The following is a 13,137-nucleotide window of genomic DNA, read 5'->3' on the forward strand; positions in this document are numbered from 1 at the left end:
AGGGGTTGCTTGGTGGCGCGGGGCGGGTTTGGTGCGTGGTCGTGGGGTGGGAGGCGGTATGGACGGGTCAGGGGCTCTTCGGCGGGCGGGGTGGGCGGGGGCTGCTTCGGTCGGGTTGCTGGTTGTGGGGGTGGCGTTGTGCTCGCTGGTTGGGGTTGACGACGCGGGGATGTCGGATGCGGCCATTCTGGAGCGGCTTAACGATGGTGGGCGGCAGGCTGCTGCTGGTGTGGGGGTGCCGGTGCTTGCTGCGGGGGTTGGGCTGCTGCTGTGGTTTGCCAGTGGGTTGCGGCTGGTGCTGGATCGGTTGTCTGGCGGGGACCCGCTGGTGCATGTGGTCGTGCCGGCTGTGGCGATGTTTGGTGGGCTGATGATTACTGGGGTCTCGCTTGATGTGGGGAGTGCGTTTGCGGCGTGGTCGGACGAGTTCACCGCCGATGCGGACACCGTGCGGGCGGTTGGCATGGGAGGGCAGGTTCTGGCGCTCACTGGGCTGGTTGGGTGCGGTGTGCTGGTTGCGGTGACGACGCGGGTTGCGCGGCAGGCGGGGGTGCTGCCGACGTGGGCTGTGTGGGTGTCGTACGTCGTTGTCGCGTTGTGCCTGGCTGGGTTCTGGAGTGGGGGTATGGCGTCTGTGGCCTTCGGGTTGTGGCTCATCGGCGCCGTTGTCGGGGTGCTGCGCGCGGCGCGGCCTGCGCCGGCCTTACCGGCGCAGGGGTCGCCGGCTCCTGAGGCGGCTTAAGGCTTAGGTGCCGCAGAGGATGGTGGCGTAGAGGGTTTGGAAGTCGGGTTGGTCGTTGCGGAGGGTGGCGTACCAGCGGTTGCTGAGGACGTCGGCGTGGATGAGGGTGCCGATGGCGCCGCCGCTGAGGATCGTTTTGCCGTCCGGGCAGCCTGCGGAGATGTAGAGGCGGCCGCCTGGGAAGACGGAGGTGGCGGGGGACCAGTCGTAGGTGAGGTAGCCGAGGCCGTCGGCGCAGATGGATTGGACGGTCAGGGTGCGGGTGACGGCGTCGTTGTTGCGGAGTGCGGTCCAGTAGCGGTTCTCGGCTTGGAGGGGCTGGAGGCGGACGAGGGTGGTGTTGTCGGTGTCGGCCCAGGCGCCGCCGCCGATGACCTGGCCGGACGTGCACTGGGCGCCGCCCGCCGCGATCGCGTTCGGGTGGGCCAGAATGGTTGCCGTACGGATGTTGTAGTTGCTGAGGCCGCTGTAGCAGATGACCTGCATCGTGACGGAGCGGACGGTGTTGGTGTAGTTGGCCACGGTGACTCGCCAGCCGGCGCCGGCGTCCAGGGCGCGGGTGGCTTTGAGTTCGGGGCCGCCGTCCCATTCGGCGTATGCGCCGCCGCCGGTGGCGACCATGCCGGCTGGGCAGTAGGCCCAGGCGTACCAGTAGCGATAGGGCTGTACGTCGAAGGTGAACTTGCGCACCTCTGTCCGGGCGAGGGCGCTGCGCGTGGCCGGGGTGTTCGGCCTGGGTGGCGGGGTGAACTCCTTGGGCGGGGCGCCGATCCGTCCGGCGTCCGTTGCGCCTCCGATGGGTGGGGCGGCTGATGCCGGCAGCAGCGTGCCGCTGAAGAGGAGTAGTGCTGCTGCGAGCAGCAAGAAGACGCGACTGATCAATCTCAACACAGTGATCCCCCAGGTGTTTGAGTCTGTGCTCAGACGCTAGGTGGCTGCTGTGTCACCGGTCTTTCACTCTGATCTCACCAGCGGAGAAACTCGGTGGCGAGCCGGTACGGCGGGCGCTCAGCATGGGGAGATGGTGAGCGAAGACCAGCTGGAGGAGTTTGCGCGGGACGGGATATTGCAGCTACCGCAGGCATTCGGGGCTGAGGATGCGGCTCGGGTGCGGGACGGCGTGTGGCGTGAGTTGGGTGCGCTGTACGGGATGCGCCCGGACGACCGCAGTACCTGGGAGCCGCACAGGCCCACCGGGCTGAAGGTCAGTCGGAAGGATCCGGCGGCCAACGCGATTCTTGGTCCGGTGTTGCGGGGTGTGCTGGATCAGTTGCTGGGGGAGTGGGTTGAGCCACCGCATCAGGGGCAGGTGTTGGTGACCATGCCTACCGGGGACGAGTGGGCGGTACCGCATCGGCAGTGGCACACAGATGTGGGGTACGACGATGTGCCGGCGGGAGTGAAGGTTTGGGCGCTGCTAGGCGACATCGAGGCTGGGGGTGGTGGGACGCCGCAGGTTGTGGGGTCGCATCGGGTGATCGAGCGGTACCTACAGGGGACCGCCGAGCGGGACTTCACCACTGTGCGGGATGCGGTGCTGGGATCTCACGAGTGGTTTCGGCAGTTGACTCGTGCGGATCGGGACATCGACCCCACCAGGGAGGCGGAGGTGGACGGGATTCCGGTGCGCGTGGTTGAGCTGACTGGGAACGCCGGGGACGTCTACATCACGCATCCGTGGGTGCTGCACTCGATTGCGCCTAATGCGCGGGAGACGCCGCGGATGATGCGGAGCCGGATGATGTGGCGGAAGGACTGAGCGCTACTCGCCTACGGTGCCGTCGATGGATTCGCGGAGGAAGTCGGCGTGGCCGTTGTGGCGGGCGTACTCCTCGATCATGTGCAGGACGATCCAGCGGACGCTGGGCACCTCACCGCCGGGCAGGCTACGGCGGGCGGATTGGTCCAGACCGCCGTTCGCCAGGGTCTCGGTCAGCAACGCGCGGGATCGGGCGACTGCGGCCTCCCACAGAGCGTGGAGGGCCTCGGGAGTCTCGTGGACGGTCCAGACCTCTTCGGGGTTGAGACCGGCCCATTGCGGGTGCCGCTTGTTGCCTTGCATGCGGCGAGAGAACCAATGGTCCTCGTAGTAGGCGAGGTGCTTGAGCAGGCCGCCCAGAGTCATCGACGAGGCGCCCACGGTCGCCTGTAGACCGGCTGCGTCCAGGCCGGCGCACTTCCAGGCGAAGGTCGCGCGGTGGTACTCCAGGAAGCCGATGAGCGACTCGGTCTCGCCTGCTGCGAGCGGGGGTTCGGGGCGCTCAAAGGTGCTCATGGTCGCGAGTTTAGGGCGGTCACCAGGAGGCCGCAGGAAAGTGTCGGTGGGGTGGGTTAAAACGGGTGGATGAGATGCGGATTCATCTTGCCCGGTGGGACTGCTGGTGAGCAGTTGGATCAGGCTGTGCTGGCTGAGCGGGCCGGGTGGGACGGCGTGTTTGTTTGGGAGGCGGCGTACGGCGTGGATCCGTGGGGGCTGCTGTGTGCGGTGGCGGCGCGGACGGAGCGGATCCGGTTGGGGACGATGCTGACGCCACTGCCTTGGCGACGGCCGTGGAAGGTGGCCAGCCAGGTGGTGACGCTGGACCAGGTGTCCGGTGGGCGGGCGACGCTGGCCGTGGGTCTGGGGGCGATCGAGACGGATCTGCCGCGGACGGGTGAGGAGTTGGAGCTGCGGACACGGGCGGCGATGCTAGATGAGGGGATCGACCTGATCCGGGAGCTGTGGGCCGGCGGGATCAACTACCAGGGTCAGTACTACGAGTACAGCTGCGAGCGTGATGACCTGGCCCAGGTGGGGCGGCCGGTGCAGGAGCGGATTCCGATCTGGGTCGTCGGAGCCTGGCCGCGGCCGAAGTCGATGCGGCGCGTGCTGCGTTGTGACGGCGTACTGCCGCAGTTCGCGCCGGGGCAGGACACACCCGCGGAGCTGGCGCGGCTCAAGGCTTGGCTGGGGGAGCGCGAGATGGATGTCATCGCCGAGGGCGAGTCGCAGGATGCGACCGCCGTGCAGCCCTGGGCCGAGGCAGGGGCGACCTGGTGGCTCGAGACGCGCTGGGAGATGCCGCATCACTCCGCCGAGCGGATGCAGCAGGTCCGCGAGCGCATCGCGGCCGGCCCGCCTAGACCTTCCGGGTCATGAAGACGTCGACCGGGTCCTCGGAGTCGACGATGAAGCCATAGCGTTCATAGAGGCGGCGGGCGGGGCTGCCTTGGAGGACGTTGAGGCGCACCAGACCGTCGTGTGAGTCGAGGACGTGCTGCAGTACGGCGCTCCCCAGGCCGCGGCCCTGCATCGAGGGGTGCAGGTAGAAGTGCTCCAGCCACGGACCGTCGTCGGCGGGGCGGAGGGCGATCGAGCCGGCGAACTCGCCGTATGCCTCGATGACCCACGTGTGAGACGGGTCGAACCCGTCACGGAAGCGCTGACGGACGCGGCGCTCGTCGTACCGGCCAAGGCGCTCAAGATCTGCACGCAGTACGACGGCGCGCAGCTCGGCGAGCAGTTCGACATCCGCCGGGGTGGCGGGGCGGAGGCGCCAGGGGATCATGGGACGAACTCTAGGGTTGGGAATACCGGCCGGGCGGGGCAGGGTTGGCGTTGGTGAGCACAAGTGTGAGAGGGATGGGATGAAGCCGACTGAGTTCGTGAAGGTGAACGCGCAGTTCTGGGGGGAGCACCTCCGGGAGATCAGCGGGCATCTGCCGGTGAGCCACCGGCGGGAGCTGGCCGGTCCGCTGCTGTATCCGCGGATGCTGGTCCTGACGGAGACGCCGGACTGGAACATCGTGGAGCTGGTCGGCATCAGCCGGGAGTACCGCAGTCTCGAGGTGCGGCGGCAGAAGGTCGCGAGCGTCGAGGAGTACTTCGGGGTCAGCGGCGAGGGCTCGGCCGTGGTGACGCTGCCGGGCGAGAACCTGTTCAAGGACGCGACGGTGGCGACGCATGACGGGCGGCGTGAGCTCGAGGCGCGGTTCCCGGGTGTGCGGGCGATGATCGGCCAGGAGTTCTCCGGGCCGGGCGACGACCTGCTGAAGTTCGCGCCGGGCAACTACTCGACCTTCGACCGGACGCTGCTCGTGCACTCGGCCGGGTCCGCGCTGCGGGCGCACTGGGTGTTCTTCGCGCTGGCGATCCACCGCTCGGAGCCCGCGGAGAAGTACCTCGACTTCCTGCGCAACTTCGCCGCCGCCGCGCCGCACACCGACCCGATCGGGACGCTCAGCGTGCCGCGGGCCGACGACGGCGCCGACCTGCAGGGCGCGGTCTTCGCGAGCACCTACCTCGCGCACGACGTGCCGAAGTCGACGGTCGACCAATTCCTGAGCGCCAACGAGGACTTCCTGCTGACGGCGTTCGACGCGACCAAGCTGATCCGCCAGCCGCACCTGGAGTGGCAGAGCGGCGACGAGGCCGCCCTGACGCCCGACTTCATTCTGGAGCGGGCCGACGGGTCGCATGTCGTTGGTGACCTGCGGCTTCCGCTGGCTGATGGGGCCAAGAAGCACCGCCGTACGACGACGCTCGCGGCCGGCGTGGACCAGCTCGCGCGTGTCACCGCGTACTTCGACGATGCGGACAACCGTGCGTTCGCGAACACGAAGTACGGCGTGGAGATCACGTCGCCGCGCAAGCTCGTGGTGATCGGCTCGCAGGACGTCGTCGACGCCGTGCAACTGAAGGCGGCCGAGGGTGTCGAGGTGCTCGACTACGACACCATCCTGCGCCTGCATCTCGCCGCAACGACGGCCTGATCGGTTGCTAGGGTCCGATCCCGTGAAGTACTTCGTGTACGGACGGGATCGGGCCGGAGCAGGTGAGCTCAAAGAGCGCCTGACGCCGGAGCACTGGGCGTTCATGGATGGGTACGCCGACGAGCTGATCGCCCGCGGACCCACCCTCACACCGGACGGCGAGGGCACCACCGGCAGCCTGCACATCATCGACCTGCCGACGTTCGAAGCGGTGAAGACGTTCGCGTACGACGAGCCCTACTACCGCGACGGTGTCTTCGAATCCGTCCTCATCACTCGCTTCGAGTCCCACACCAGCGGCACGATGTGGGACTTCGCGAACGCGGTCGACGGCTACGAGCGCTACCTCGTCCACACCGACGACGCCCCGCGCTCGCTCACCTCGCCGCACATCATCATGTACGGCGACCTCGTGGCCCTCGACTCCGACGCGCACCTCGGCCGCGCCGTACTGCTCGAAGCCCCGGACGCCGAAGCAGCCGCCGCTCTCGCCCAAGCCGATCTCGCCCACGTCCACCCCTGGACTTTCGGCGGCCGCCGCTAGCTGTCTGTTTCCGCGTTCCCCGTCCGTCGGTGGGGTGACGGAAGGAGACAGCGATGACAGTCATCGTGGCCGGCAGTGTGTGGGTGGACCCGGCAGCAAGAGACCAGAACGTCGCCGCGCATCAAGTGATCGTCCGCGCGGCGCGTGCCTACCCGGGCTGCCTCGACTGCTCGATCTCGCCCGACCCGATCGATCCGGGTCGCGTGAACATCTTCGAGTACTGGGACTCCGAGGAAACCCTCAACACCTGGCGAGCCATCGCCCCATCCCCCGACCCGACAACCGCCACAATCGAGTCCCAGAACGTCTTCCTGCACGAGGTTTCCGCCTCCGGCCCACCCTTCAGAGCAACGAACTGACCGACTCGGCCAGATGTCGAGCCTCGGGACTGTCGGTGCTCAGCGCGGAACCAGCGTGGTCGAGACCTTCGAACTCCAGGTACGTGAACCCGATCCCCTCCAGCACCGGCCGGAGCCGCCGTACCGGGCGGATCGATCGATCGGCCGTGCCGATGTAGGCGACCTTCGGGCCGGCGAAGATCCTGAGTTCGTGGTGCCAGTCGAAGGATCGATAGGCGCGCCAGAACTCGAGCGGTGGACGCGGCAATCGCGGTTCACGCTCGAGGCGGCGCATCTCGCCGTCGGTCGGGAAACCGATCGGTGGCAGGCCGCCCATCACGAGTGCGTGGGCACGGGGCGTGCTGCGCGCGACGATCGCGGCCATGGCTGCGGTCTGCGAAAACCCCCACACTGCAAAGCGATCCAGGCCCTCGTGGTCGAGGACGGTCAGCACCTGATCACCGATCGAGCCGAAGTCGTACGTCGTCGGTCGGTCGCTCGCGCCGAAACCGACGGGGTGGATCTCGAGGATGCGGAATCGGTCGGCGAGCCAGTTCGCGGCGGGGAACTCACGCGGCCGGCGGTTGTTCTTGACCAGGACGAGCGTCGGTCCATCGCCGGTGACCTGGTACGCGACTCGGGCGCCTGCGTGCTCGACCGAGCGCATCGGTCAGGCGTTGGTGAGGAGGGATTTGAGCGTGGCGCAGAACTCTGCCCGGGTCGCGGCCGGGAGATGCGCGGTGCGCTCGGTGATGCGGGCGGTGATCGCCTCGTGGGCCTGGTGGGCCAAGGTCTCGCCGGCGTCGGTCAGGTGGATCTCGCAGGCTCGGCGGTCGGTGGGGTGGGCGGTGCGCGCGACGAGGGTACGGCGTTCCAGGCGGTCGACCATGTTGGTGAGGGTCGAGCGTTCGATGCTGAGGATGCGGCTGAGGTCGGTCATGCCTTGCGGACCCATCAGCAGGATGCAGAGCAGGTGCGCCTGCTGCGGGGTGAGACCGAGCGGGCGGCTGGTCTCGGCGTACAGGTCCTGGAGCAGGTGCATGACCTGGATGAGAGCACTGCTCAGCTCGGTGTCGCGCGCCGTCGTCGTCGCCATCGAACCAGTGTAGTCCGGACACCTGATACTTCGTAGGGCTACTATTTAGGCCTACGAACTAAATCAGGAGGCTCATCATGTGGTTCGGATATGGCTCACCGGCGGGGATTCGCGACGTCAGCAGCGCGCTGCGACTGGCCGACCAGGCCGATCGGGACGGGCTCGATCACGTCAGCGTGTCGGATCACCCGTACGTCGCCGACCTGCTCGACGCGTACGCGGCGATCGGCGTACTGCTCGGCCGTACGACGCGGCTGTCGGCGTTCGTCAACGTCACCAACCTGCCGTTGCGCCCGGCGCCGGTGCTGGCGCGGACGGCGACCTCGCTCGCGGCGTTGTCGGAGGGCCGATTCATCCTGGGGCTCGGGGCCGGCGGAGCGTGGAACGCGATCACCACAATGGCCGTGCCGGAGCTCCGCCCAGCGGCTGCGGTGCAGGCGTTCGAGGAGGCAATGCAGCTCGTCCGCGGCCTGTCCGACGGCGGGAGTCCGCAGCCCACGAAGCACTACCCGATCGGCGATCTCCAGCCCGCTGCGGTCGCCGCGCCGCTGATCTGGACCGGTTCGAAGGGGCCGAAGTCGCTGGCCGCGACCGGCCGTCAGGCCGACGGCTGGATCCCCGGTCACGCGGCCGACTGGCTGAGCGAGGGGTACCGCTCGGCCCGCCCGATCATCGACGAGGCCGCGCTGGCGGTCGGCCGCAAGCCCGCCGACATCGCCACGATCTACAACTTCCCCGGCGAACTCACCAGCTCACCAGTACGTCGTACTCGCGGCGAGGACGGTGTCTGGATCGGCGGTTCCAGCGACCAGTGGGTCGAGGAACTCACCGGCGCGATCCTCGAGCACGGCGCCGGCGGCTTCACGCTGTTCCCGCGCGGAGCCGAGCCGTTCGACGTCCAGCTCGCTCGGTGGAGCAACGAGGTCGCCCCAGCCGTCCGCGCCGCCGTCGGTAGCTGATCAGCCGAGTACGGCGAGCTCCTGCGCGGTCAGCTGGATGTCGCCGGCTGCGACGTTCTGCTCCAGGTGCGGGATCTTGCCGGTACCCGGGATCGCGAGGATGTTGGGCGCGCGCTGCAGAGTCCAGGCGAGCCGGACCTGCTGCGGGCTGACCCCTTGGGCGTCGGCGACCGCTTGGACCGCGGCGGTCGGCGCCCCGACCATCGAGGAGAACGGCACATAGGCGATGCCTTCAGCGGCACACAGGTCGACGAGCGGGTCGTCGGTGCGGACGTCGACCGAGTAGCTGTTCTGCACGCAGACGACCGGCGCGATCGCGAGCGCCTCGTGCAGGTGGTCGGCGCGCACATTGGAGATGCCGAGGTGCTGGATCAGGCCCTCGTCGCGCATGGCAGCCAGTACGGCGAAGCGGTCGGCGAGCGGACCGCTGTCGTCGGAGACGCGGAGGTTGACCAGGCCGAGCGAATCGACGCCGAGAGCGCGCAGGTCGTCCTCGACCTGCGCGCGAAGCTCGGCGGCTGTGGTCGCCTGGTAGAAACCGCGGTCGGGGTCGTTCCCCGGGCCGACTTTCGTCGAAATCAACAGCTCCGGCGGGTACGGCGAAAGCGCCTCGCGGATCAGCTCATTCGCAGGTCCGTAGAACGCCGCAGTGTCGAAGTGGTCTACTCCGAGCTCGACGGCACGACGCAGTACGGCGACGCCGGAGGCCGCATCGAGCCGCATTGCGCCGAACCCGATCCGCCGTACGGTGTAGTCACCGAGCTTCCAGGTGCTCACTCTTCGACCGCTCCCTTGACCGCACGCAGGTGCTGACGGAACGTCAGCGACGGATCGGCCGCCCGGGCCGTCAGGTACTCCTTGAATCTGACCTGCTCGCGCAACGAACGGCCGGACCGGATCTCGGCGGCCTGTTTGCGCTCGGTGTCGCGGATGGACTCGGCCAGGTCGAACAGTTCGTCGATCCGGTCCGCTGGGACGAAAAGCACGCCGTCCTCGTCACCGAGCACGAGGTCGTCGCGGGTCACTGTCCACTCGCCAATAGTTGCCGTGAGCAACGCATCGGCCGGGAGCGGGTCGAGTCGAAGTGGACCGGTCGGCAGTGCGCCGAGACTGAACACCGGTAGCCCGATCTGCTGTATATCAACGGTATCGCGGTGCAGACCCCAGATCACGATCCCACTCAGACCGGCGATCTGTGCCTCGCGGGCGACCATGTCACCGACACACGCTTCGTCGCGGCGCCCCCTGTTGTCGACCACGAGCACATCGCCATCGGCGGCGTCCTCGAACGCCTCCAGGAAGATGTCGACGCTGCCCACATGCTGAGCCGGTAGTGCTCGCCCGGCAATGCGGTCGCCGACCACGGAGGTGAGCGACACTGTCCGAACCGGAACACCTGCGCGGAGACAGGCGTCTGCCACGTGTGCGGTGGTGAGTTCGTCGAACCGTTTCAGCATCCCCAGACCCCTCTTCGATCGCGTCACCGACGACAGTAATAGGTCCCTAGGACAGAAACTGCAGGATCTCGCGGAACGACGGGTTGTAGTCCTCGACCGAGGTGTCGACGGTGAGGCACGGAACCGGCAGATCTACGGCCTGGAAGGCGTTGTGGGTCCGCAGCCGTGCATCCGCGGTGATCTGCGCGTCCTCGTGTGCGGCACGCCGCGGGTCGGTCTCGGTTCGCGCGGTGATGCGGTCGAGGGCGATCTCGGCGGGGACCGTGCAATGCAGAATGCGAAGGTCGGCTTGGCCGAGCAAAGGGCTCAGGCCGGGGGACCAGATGCGGTCCTGGAACGCGGCCTCGGCGACGATCGTCGTACCGCGGCCGACGAGCAGACCGATCACATCGAAGAACGTCGACAGCGTCCGCATCGTGAGCGGATCGCCCGGTCCGGCGACGAATCCCGGGGTGGCGTGGGCCATCCCCTCCTTGATCTCGTCCCGGCAGATCGCCGGGCATCCGATCGCACCCGCCACCCGGTGCGCCAACGTCGTCTTGCCGGTCCCCGGTGGACCACTTACGACGACGACCAGCGGCTTCGAGTCCACCGCCGAACCCTAGCCATCTCGGCCGCGACCCGCCAACCGAAAATCCGCGCAACGACAGGACGTATACGCCGATTTGATGCTCGCGGCGGGGGCGCTGAGCGGGGCGGTAGGTCTATACGTCCTGTCGGTCGGGTGATGGGACGGAAAGTGTCGGTGGGGGTGGTTAGCGTTTGGGGCATGACGGGGAGGGCTTGGGATTGGGGGTGACGGCGTGACCACGTATTCGGCGGTTCGGACTACGGGGATCTATTGCCGGCCGGGGTGCGGGGCGAAGCCGCTGGCGGAGAACGTGCAGACGTTCGAGTTGGCGGCTGCGGCGGAGGCGGCGGGGTTCCGGGCGTGTTTACGGTGCCGGCCGTATCGGGTGGCGGGGACCGTAGCGGACGAGGCGCCGGAGCTGGTCTGCCGGGCGGTGCAGCTGATCATCGCGGGAGTGCTGGATGCTGCGGGAGAGGCGGCGCTGGCGGCGCGGATCGGGGTGTCGGCGCGGCATCTGCGACGGATGTTCCATGAGCATCTGGGGGTGACGCCGGATCAGTTCGCGCGGTCACGGCGGGCGCATTTCGCGCGGCGGTTGCTGGATGACAGTGATTTGGGGATCGCGGAGGTGGCGTTCGCGTCCGGGTTCGGGAGTCTGCGGCAGTTCAACCGGGCGATGCGGGAGGTCTTCCGGGCCTCACCGAAGGAGCTGCGGGATCGTCGGCGGAAGACGGATCGGTTGACGGCGGACGGCGGGCTGGTACTGCGGTTGCCGTTCACCACGCCGTACGACTGGGAGGCGATGAGCGCGTTCCTCAAGGCCAACGCGATTCCCGGGGTGGAGTCGGTCGAGGACGGGACCTATCGGCGCACCATCACGCTGGACGGCGAACCGGGCCTGCTGGAGATCGGGCCGGGCGGGCCGGATCACCTCCTGCTGCAGGCCCATCTGCCGTTCTGGGAGGGCGTCATCCACGTGGTCGACCGCGCCGCGCGCCTGGTCGGTCTCGAGACGGACACAAGCACAGCACGGCAGTTCCTCAGCACCGACCCCGAGATCGGTCCGCTGGTTGCCGCACGGCCCGGGATCCGCGTGCCGGGGGCTTGGGGCCCGTTCGAGGCAGCCGTACAGGCGATCGTCCGCAACCCGCCAGCACCCGACGAGGTGGGTGGGCCGCGAGATCAGGGAGCCGTACGGCGGGAGCCGGGCCGCGCACACGAGGTGTCGGGGGAAGTGGTGCGGGGCGTGGGGGATGCGGATGAGGTGTTGCGGAAGATTGTTGAGGTGTACGGGATTGCGGTGCCGGGGTTGGGGTTTGGGTTGACGCATTTGTTTCCGGGGGCGGAGGCGTTGCGTGGGGTGGAGCCGGTGGCGGGGTTGGCGCGAGAGGTTGCTGAGGGCAACCTTGAGCTGGAGTGTAGGAGTCCGGAGGAGTTGGGGCGGCGGTTGGAGCAGGTGGATGGGGTGAGCCGGCGGGCGGCGCAGTTGGTGGTGATGCGCCTTGGCGGGCGAGATGCCTGGCCGCTTGAGGGCGATGCCGGACATCTCAGCCCTTGGAGGTCTCTGGCTGCTTTCCACCTAGGCCAAAGTGTCGTAGGTGCCGGTCTTGAGTAGTTCGGTTGCGGCGGCGGTGGCCAACGCGTAGGCGCGAGCGGTGATGGCTGGGCCGACGCTGATCCGCGTGACGCCGAGTTCGACGAGCGCGGGGACTGATGGTGCGCCCGGGCCGGCCATCACGTTGAGCGGCAGCGGCGAGTGGGCGGCCAGGGTGCGGATGGTCGGTGCGTCGACGACGGCTGGTACGAAGAGCACGTCGGCACCGGCCTCGGCGTACAAAGCAGCACGGTCCATCGTTCCGGTGCCGTCGCCGAACATGTAGGTGTCGGTTCGCGCGTTGATCACCAGATCGATGCCGAAGGCAACGGCAGCCGCGCGGGCCGCGCGAATGCGAGAAGCGTGGACGGACGGTTCGTCGAGGACGCCGCCGGTGCTGTCCTCGAGGTTGACGCCGACAGCGCCCGCCTCCAGTACGGCGGTCACAGCCGCCGACACATCGCCGTACCCGGCCTCGATGTCGACCGTGACCGGCACCGAGACCGCAGCGACGATCGCCCGGATCGCACCAACTGCTGCGGCCATCGACAGCCCACCACCGTCGGACACCCCGAGCGACCAGGCGACCCCGGCGCTCGTGGTGGCGATCGCCGAAGCCCCGGCCGTCTCGATCGCACGAGCCGACCCGGCGTCCCACGCGTTCGGCAGGACGAGCGGCGGCTGCGCGTGCAGTGCCCGAAGCCGCCGGGCCTGCTCAGCCTGCGTGGTCACAGGCTCACCAGCAGTTCGTGGTCGTGCTCGATGAACTCGACGATCAGATCCGCGAACCGGCCCGCGATCAGATCCTTGTACGCCGCCGATCCGGTGTGGGCGTCGTACGCCGCCTGGTTCGCGAAGTGCTCGACGAACAGCAGGTAGTCCGGGTTCGCCGGGTGCCGGTAGACCCGGAACGACAGCGTGCCCTCCTCAACCCCGGGCCCGAGCGGCGCAAACGAGCGCACGATCTCCTCGGCGAGCGCCTGGCTACCGGGCTTGAGCTGGATGGGAAACACCTTGGCCAACATGAAAGTTCCTCCTGAAAGGTCTGTTCGAAGCCCTTCAAGATTCGCCCGCCACCCACCTC

The 13,137-nt window shown here is 68.3% G+C and carries 18 protein-coding genes; 8 read left to right on the forward strand and 10 right to left on the reverse strand.

The window, feature by feature from the left end; genetic code table 11:
* The first annotated feature begins 58 nt into the window (after positions 1–58).
* Complete coding sequence (locus ACFTSF_RS13435) at positions 59–742, forward strand: hypothetical protein (protein WP_380154092.1); 684 nt, start codon at positions 59–61, stop codon at positions 740–742.
* A gap of 3 nt (positions 743–745) precedes the next feature.
* Here the strand turns inward: ACFTSF_RS13435 and ACFTSF_RS13440 are convergent, their stop codons facing one another.
* Positions 746–1,630, reverse strand: a complete 885-nt coding sequence (locus ACFTSF_RS13440; protein WP_380154093.1) for a hypothetical protein — start codon at positions 1,628–1,630, stop codon at positions 746–748.
* Between the two features lie 133 nt (positions 1,631–1,763).
* Between ACFTSF_RS13440 and ACFTSF_RS13445 the strand changes: the two genes are divergently transcribed.
* Positions 1,764–2,501 carry a phytanoyl-CoA dioxygenase family protein gene (locus ACFTSF_RS13445; protein ID WP_380154094.1) on the forward strand — a complete coding sequence of 246 codons (738 nt, stop codon included), beginning with the start codon at positions 1,764–1,766 and terminating at the stop codon, positions 2,499–2,501.
* A gap of 3 nt (positions 2,502–2,504) precedes the next feature.
* Here ACFTSF_RS13445 and ACFTSF_RS13450 read toward each other — a convergent pair whose 3' ends face one another.
* The gene (locus ACFTSF_RS13450; protein ID WP_380154095.1) at positions 2,505–3,017 is read right to left on the reverse strand and encodes a DinB family protein; all 513 of its coding nucleotides are present in this window, start codon (positions 3,015–3,017) and stop codon (positions 2,505–2,507) included.
* A gap of 69 nt (positions 3,018–3,086) precedes the next feature.
* On the opposite strand from ACFTSF_RS13450, the gene ACFTSF_RS13455 reads away from it, so the two are divergent.
* The gene (locus ACFTSF_RS13455) at positions 3,087–3,881 is read left to right on the forward strand and encodes an LLM class flavin-dependent oxidoreductase (RefSeq protein WP_380154096.1); all 795 of its coding nucleotides are present in this window, start codon (positions 3,087–3,089) and stop codon (positions 3,879–3,881) included.
* Here ACFTSF_RS13455 and ACFTSF_RS13460 read toward each other — a convergent pair.
* On the reverse strand, positions 3,862–4,290 hold the full coding sequence (locus tag ACFTSF_RS13460; protein ID WP_380154097.1) for a GNAT family N-acetyltransferase: 429 nt from the start codon (positions 4,288–4,290) through the stop codon (positions 3,862–3,864). The genes ACFTSF_RS13455 and ACFTSF_RS13460 overlap by 20 nt on opposite strands.
* Positions 4,291–4,369: 79 nt before the next feature.
* Here ACFTSF_RS13460 and ACFTSF_RS13465 point away from each other — a divergent pair, with 79 nt between their 5' ends.
* Genes ACFTSF_RS13465 through ACFTSF_RS13475 form a run of 3 tightly spaced genes read left to right on the forward strand, consistent with a single transcriptional unit; the run spans position 4,370 to position 6,397 of the window.
* Positions 4,370–5,494, forward strand: coding sequence for a hypothetical protein (locus ACFTSF_RS13465; RefSeq protein ID WP_380154098.1), 1,125 nt, complete (start codon positions 4,370–4,372; stop codon positions 5,492–5,494).
* A 22-nt stretch (positions 5,495–5,516) separates the two neighbouring features.
* A complete protein-coding gene (locus ACFTSF_RS13470; protein WP_380154099.1) occupies positions 5,517–6,038 on the forward strand; it encodes a YciI family protein in 522 nt (173 codons plus the stop codon).
* Positions 6,039–6,091: 53 nt separating this feature from the next.
* Positions 6,092–6,397, forward strand: coding sequence for a putative quinol monooxygenase (locus ACFTSF_RS13475; protein WP_380154100.1), 306 nt, complete (start codon positions 6,092–6,094; stop codon positions 6,395–6,397).
* On the opposite strand, the gene ACFTSF_RS13480 is transcribed toward ACFTSF_RS13475, so the two are convergent.
* Both ACFTSF_RS13480 and ACFTSF_RS13485 read right to left on the reverse strand, forming a co-directional pair.
* The gene (locus tag ACFTSF_RS13480) at positions 6,381–7,043 is read right to left on the reverse strand and encodes an alpha/beta fold hydrolase (RefSeq protein ID WP_380154101.1); all 663 of its coding nucleotides are present in this window, start codon (positions 7,041–7,043) and stop codon (positions 6,381–6,383) included. The genes ACFTSF_RS13475 and ACFTSF_RS13480 overlap by 17 nt on opposite strands.
* 3 nt (positions 7,044–7,046) lie before the next feature.
* Positions 7,047–7,472: a MarR family winged helix-turn-helix transcriptional regulator gene (locus ACFTSF_RS13485; RefSeq protein ID WP_380154102.1), complete on the reverse strand. Its 426-nt coding sequence runs from the start codon at positions 7,470–7,472 to the stop codon at positions 7,047–7,049.
* A gap of 77 nt (positions 7,473–7,549) precedes the next feature.
* Between ACFTSF_RS13485 and ACFTSF_RS13490 the strand changes: the two genes are divergently transcribed.
* Entirely contained in the window at positions 7,550–8,431 is an 882-nt protein-coding gene (locus tag ACFTSF_RS13490; RefSeq protein ID WP_380154103.1) for an LLM class flavin-dependent oxidoreductase, read from the forward strand.
* On the opposite strand, the gene ACFTSF_RS13495 is transcribed toward ACFTSF_RS13490, so the two are convergent.
* From ACFTSF_RS13495 to ACFTSF_RS13505, 3 genes are read right to left on the reverse strand one after another with little or no spacing between them, the layout of a single operon-like run.
* A complete protein-coding gene (locus tag ACFTSF_RS13495; RefSeq protein WP_380154104.1) occupies positions 8,432–9,208 on the reverse strand; it encodes an aldo/keto reductase in 777 nt (258 codons plus the stop codon).
* Positions 9,205–9,888 (reverse strand): RraA family protein, encoded by a 684-nt coding sequence (locus tag ACFTSF_RS13500; protein ID WP_380154105.1) that lies wholly within the window; start codon positions 9,886–9,888, stop codon positions 9,205–9,207. Before ACFTSF_RS13500 ends, ACFTSF_RS13495 begins: the two co-directional genes overlap by 4 nt.
* Before the next feature lie 46 nt (positions 9,889–9,934).
* Positions 9,935–10,480 carry an AAA family ATPase gene (locus tag ACFTSF_RS13505; RefSeq protein WP_380154106.1) on the reverse strand — a complete coding sequence of 182 codons (546 nt, stop codon included), beginning with the start codon at positions 10,478–10,480 and terminating at the stop codon, positions 9,935–9,937.
* A 211-nt stretch (positions 10,481–10,691) separates the two neighbouring features.
* On the opposite strand from ACFTSF_RS13505, the gene ACFTSF_RS13510 reads away from it, so the two are divergent.
* Positions 10,692–12,074 (forward strand): AlkA N-terminal domain-containing protein, encoded by a 1,383-nt coding sequence (locus ACFTSF_RS13510; RefSeq protein ID WP_380154107.1) that lies wholly within the window; start codon positions 10,692–10,694, stop codon positions 12,072–12,074.
* Here ACFTSF_RS13510 and ACFTSF_RS13515 read toward each other — a convergent pair.
* Positions 12,039–12,785, reverse strand: a complete 747-nt coding sequence (locus tag ACFTSF_RS13515; protein WP_380154108.1) for an isocitrate lyase/phosphoenolpyruvate mutase family protein — start codon at positions 12,783–12,785, stop codon at positions 12,039–12,041. The genes ACFTSF_RS13510 and ACFTSF_RS13515 overlap by 36 nt on opposite strands.
* Entirely contained in the window at positions 12,782–13,078 is a 297-nt protein-coding gene (locus ACFTSF_RS13520; protein ID WP_380154109.1) for a putative quinol monooxygenase, read from the reverse strand. The genes ACFTSF_RS13515 and ACFTSF_RS13520 overlap by 4 nt, the downstream gene beginning before the upstream one ends.
* Positions 13,079–13,137 lie beyond the last annotated feature (59 nt).

The organism is Kribbella sp. NPDC056951 (assembly GCF_042674205.1).
In the GTDB taxonomy this organism is placed as follows: Bacteria; Actinomycetota; Actinomycetes; order Propionibacteriales; family Kribbellaceae; genus Kribbella; species Kribbella yunnanensis.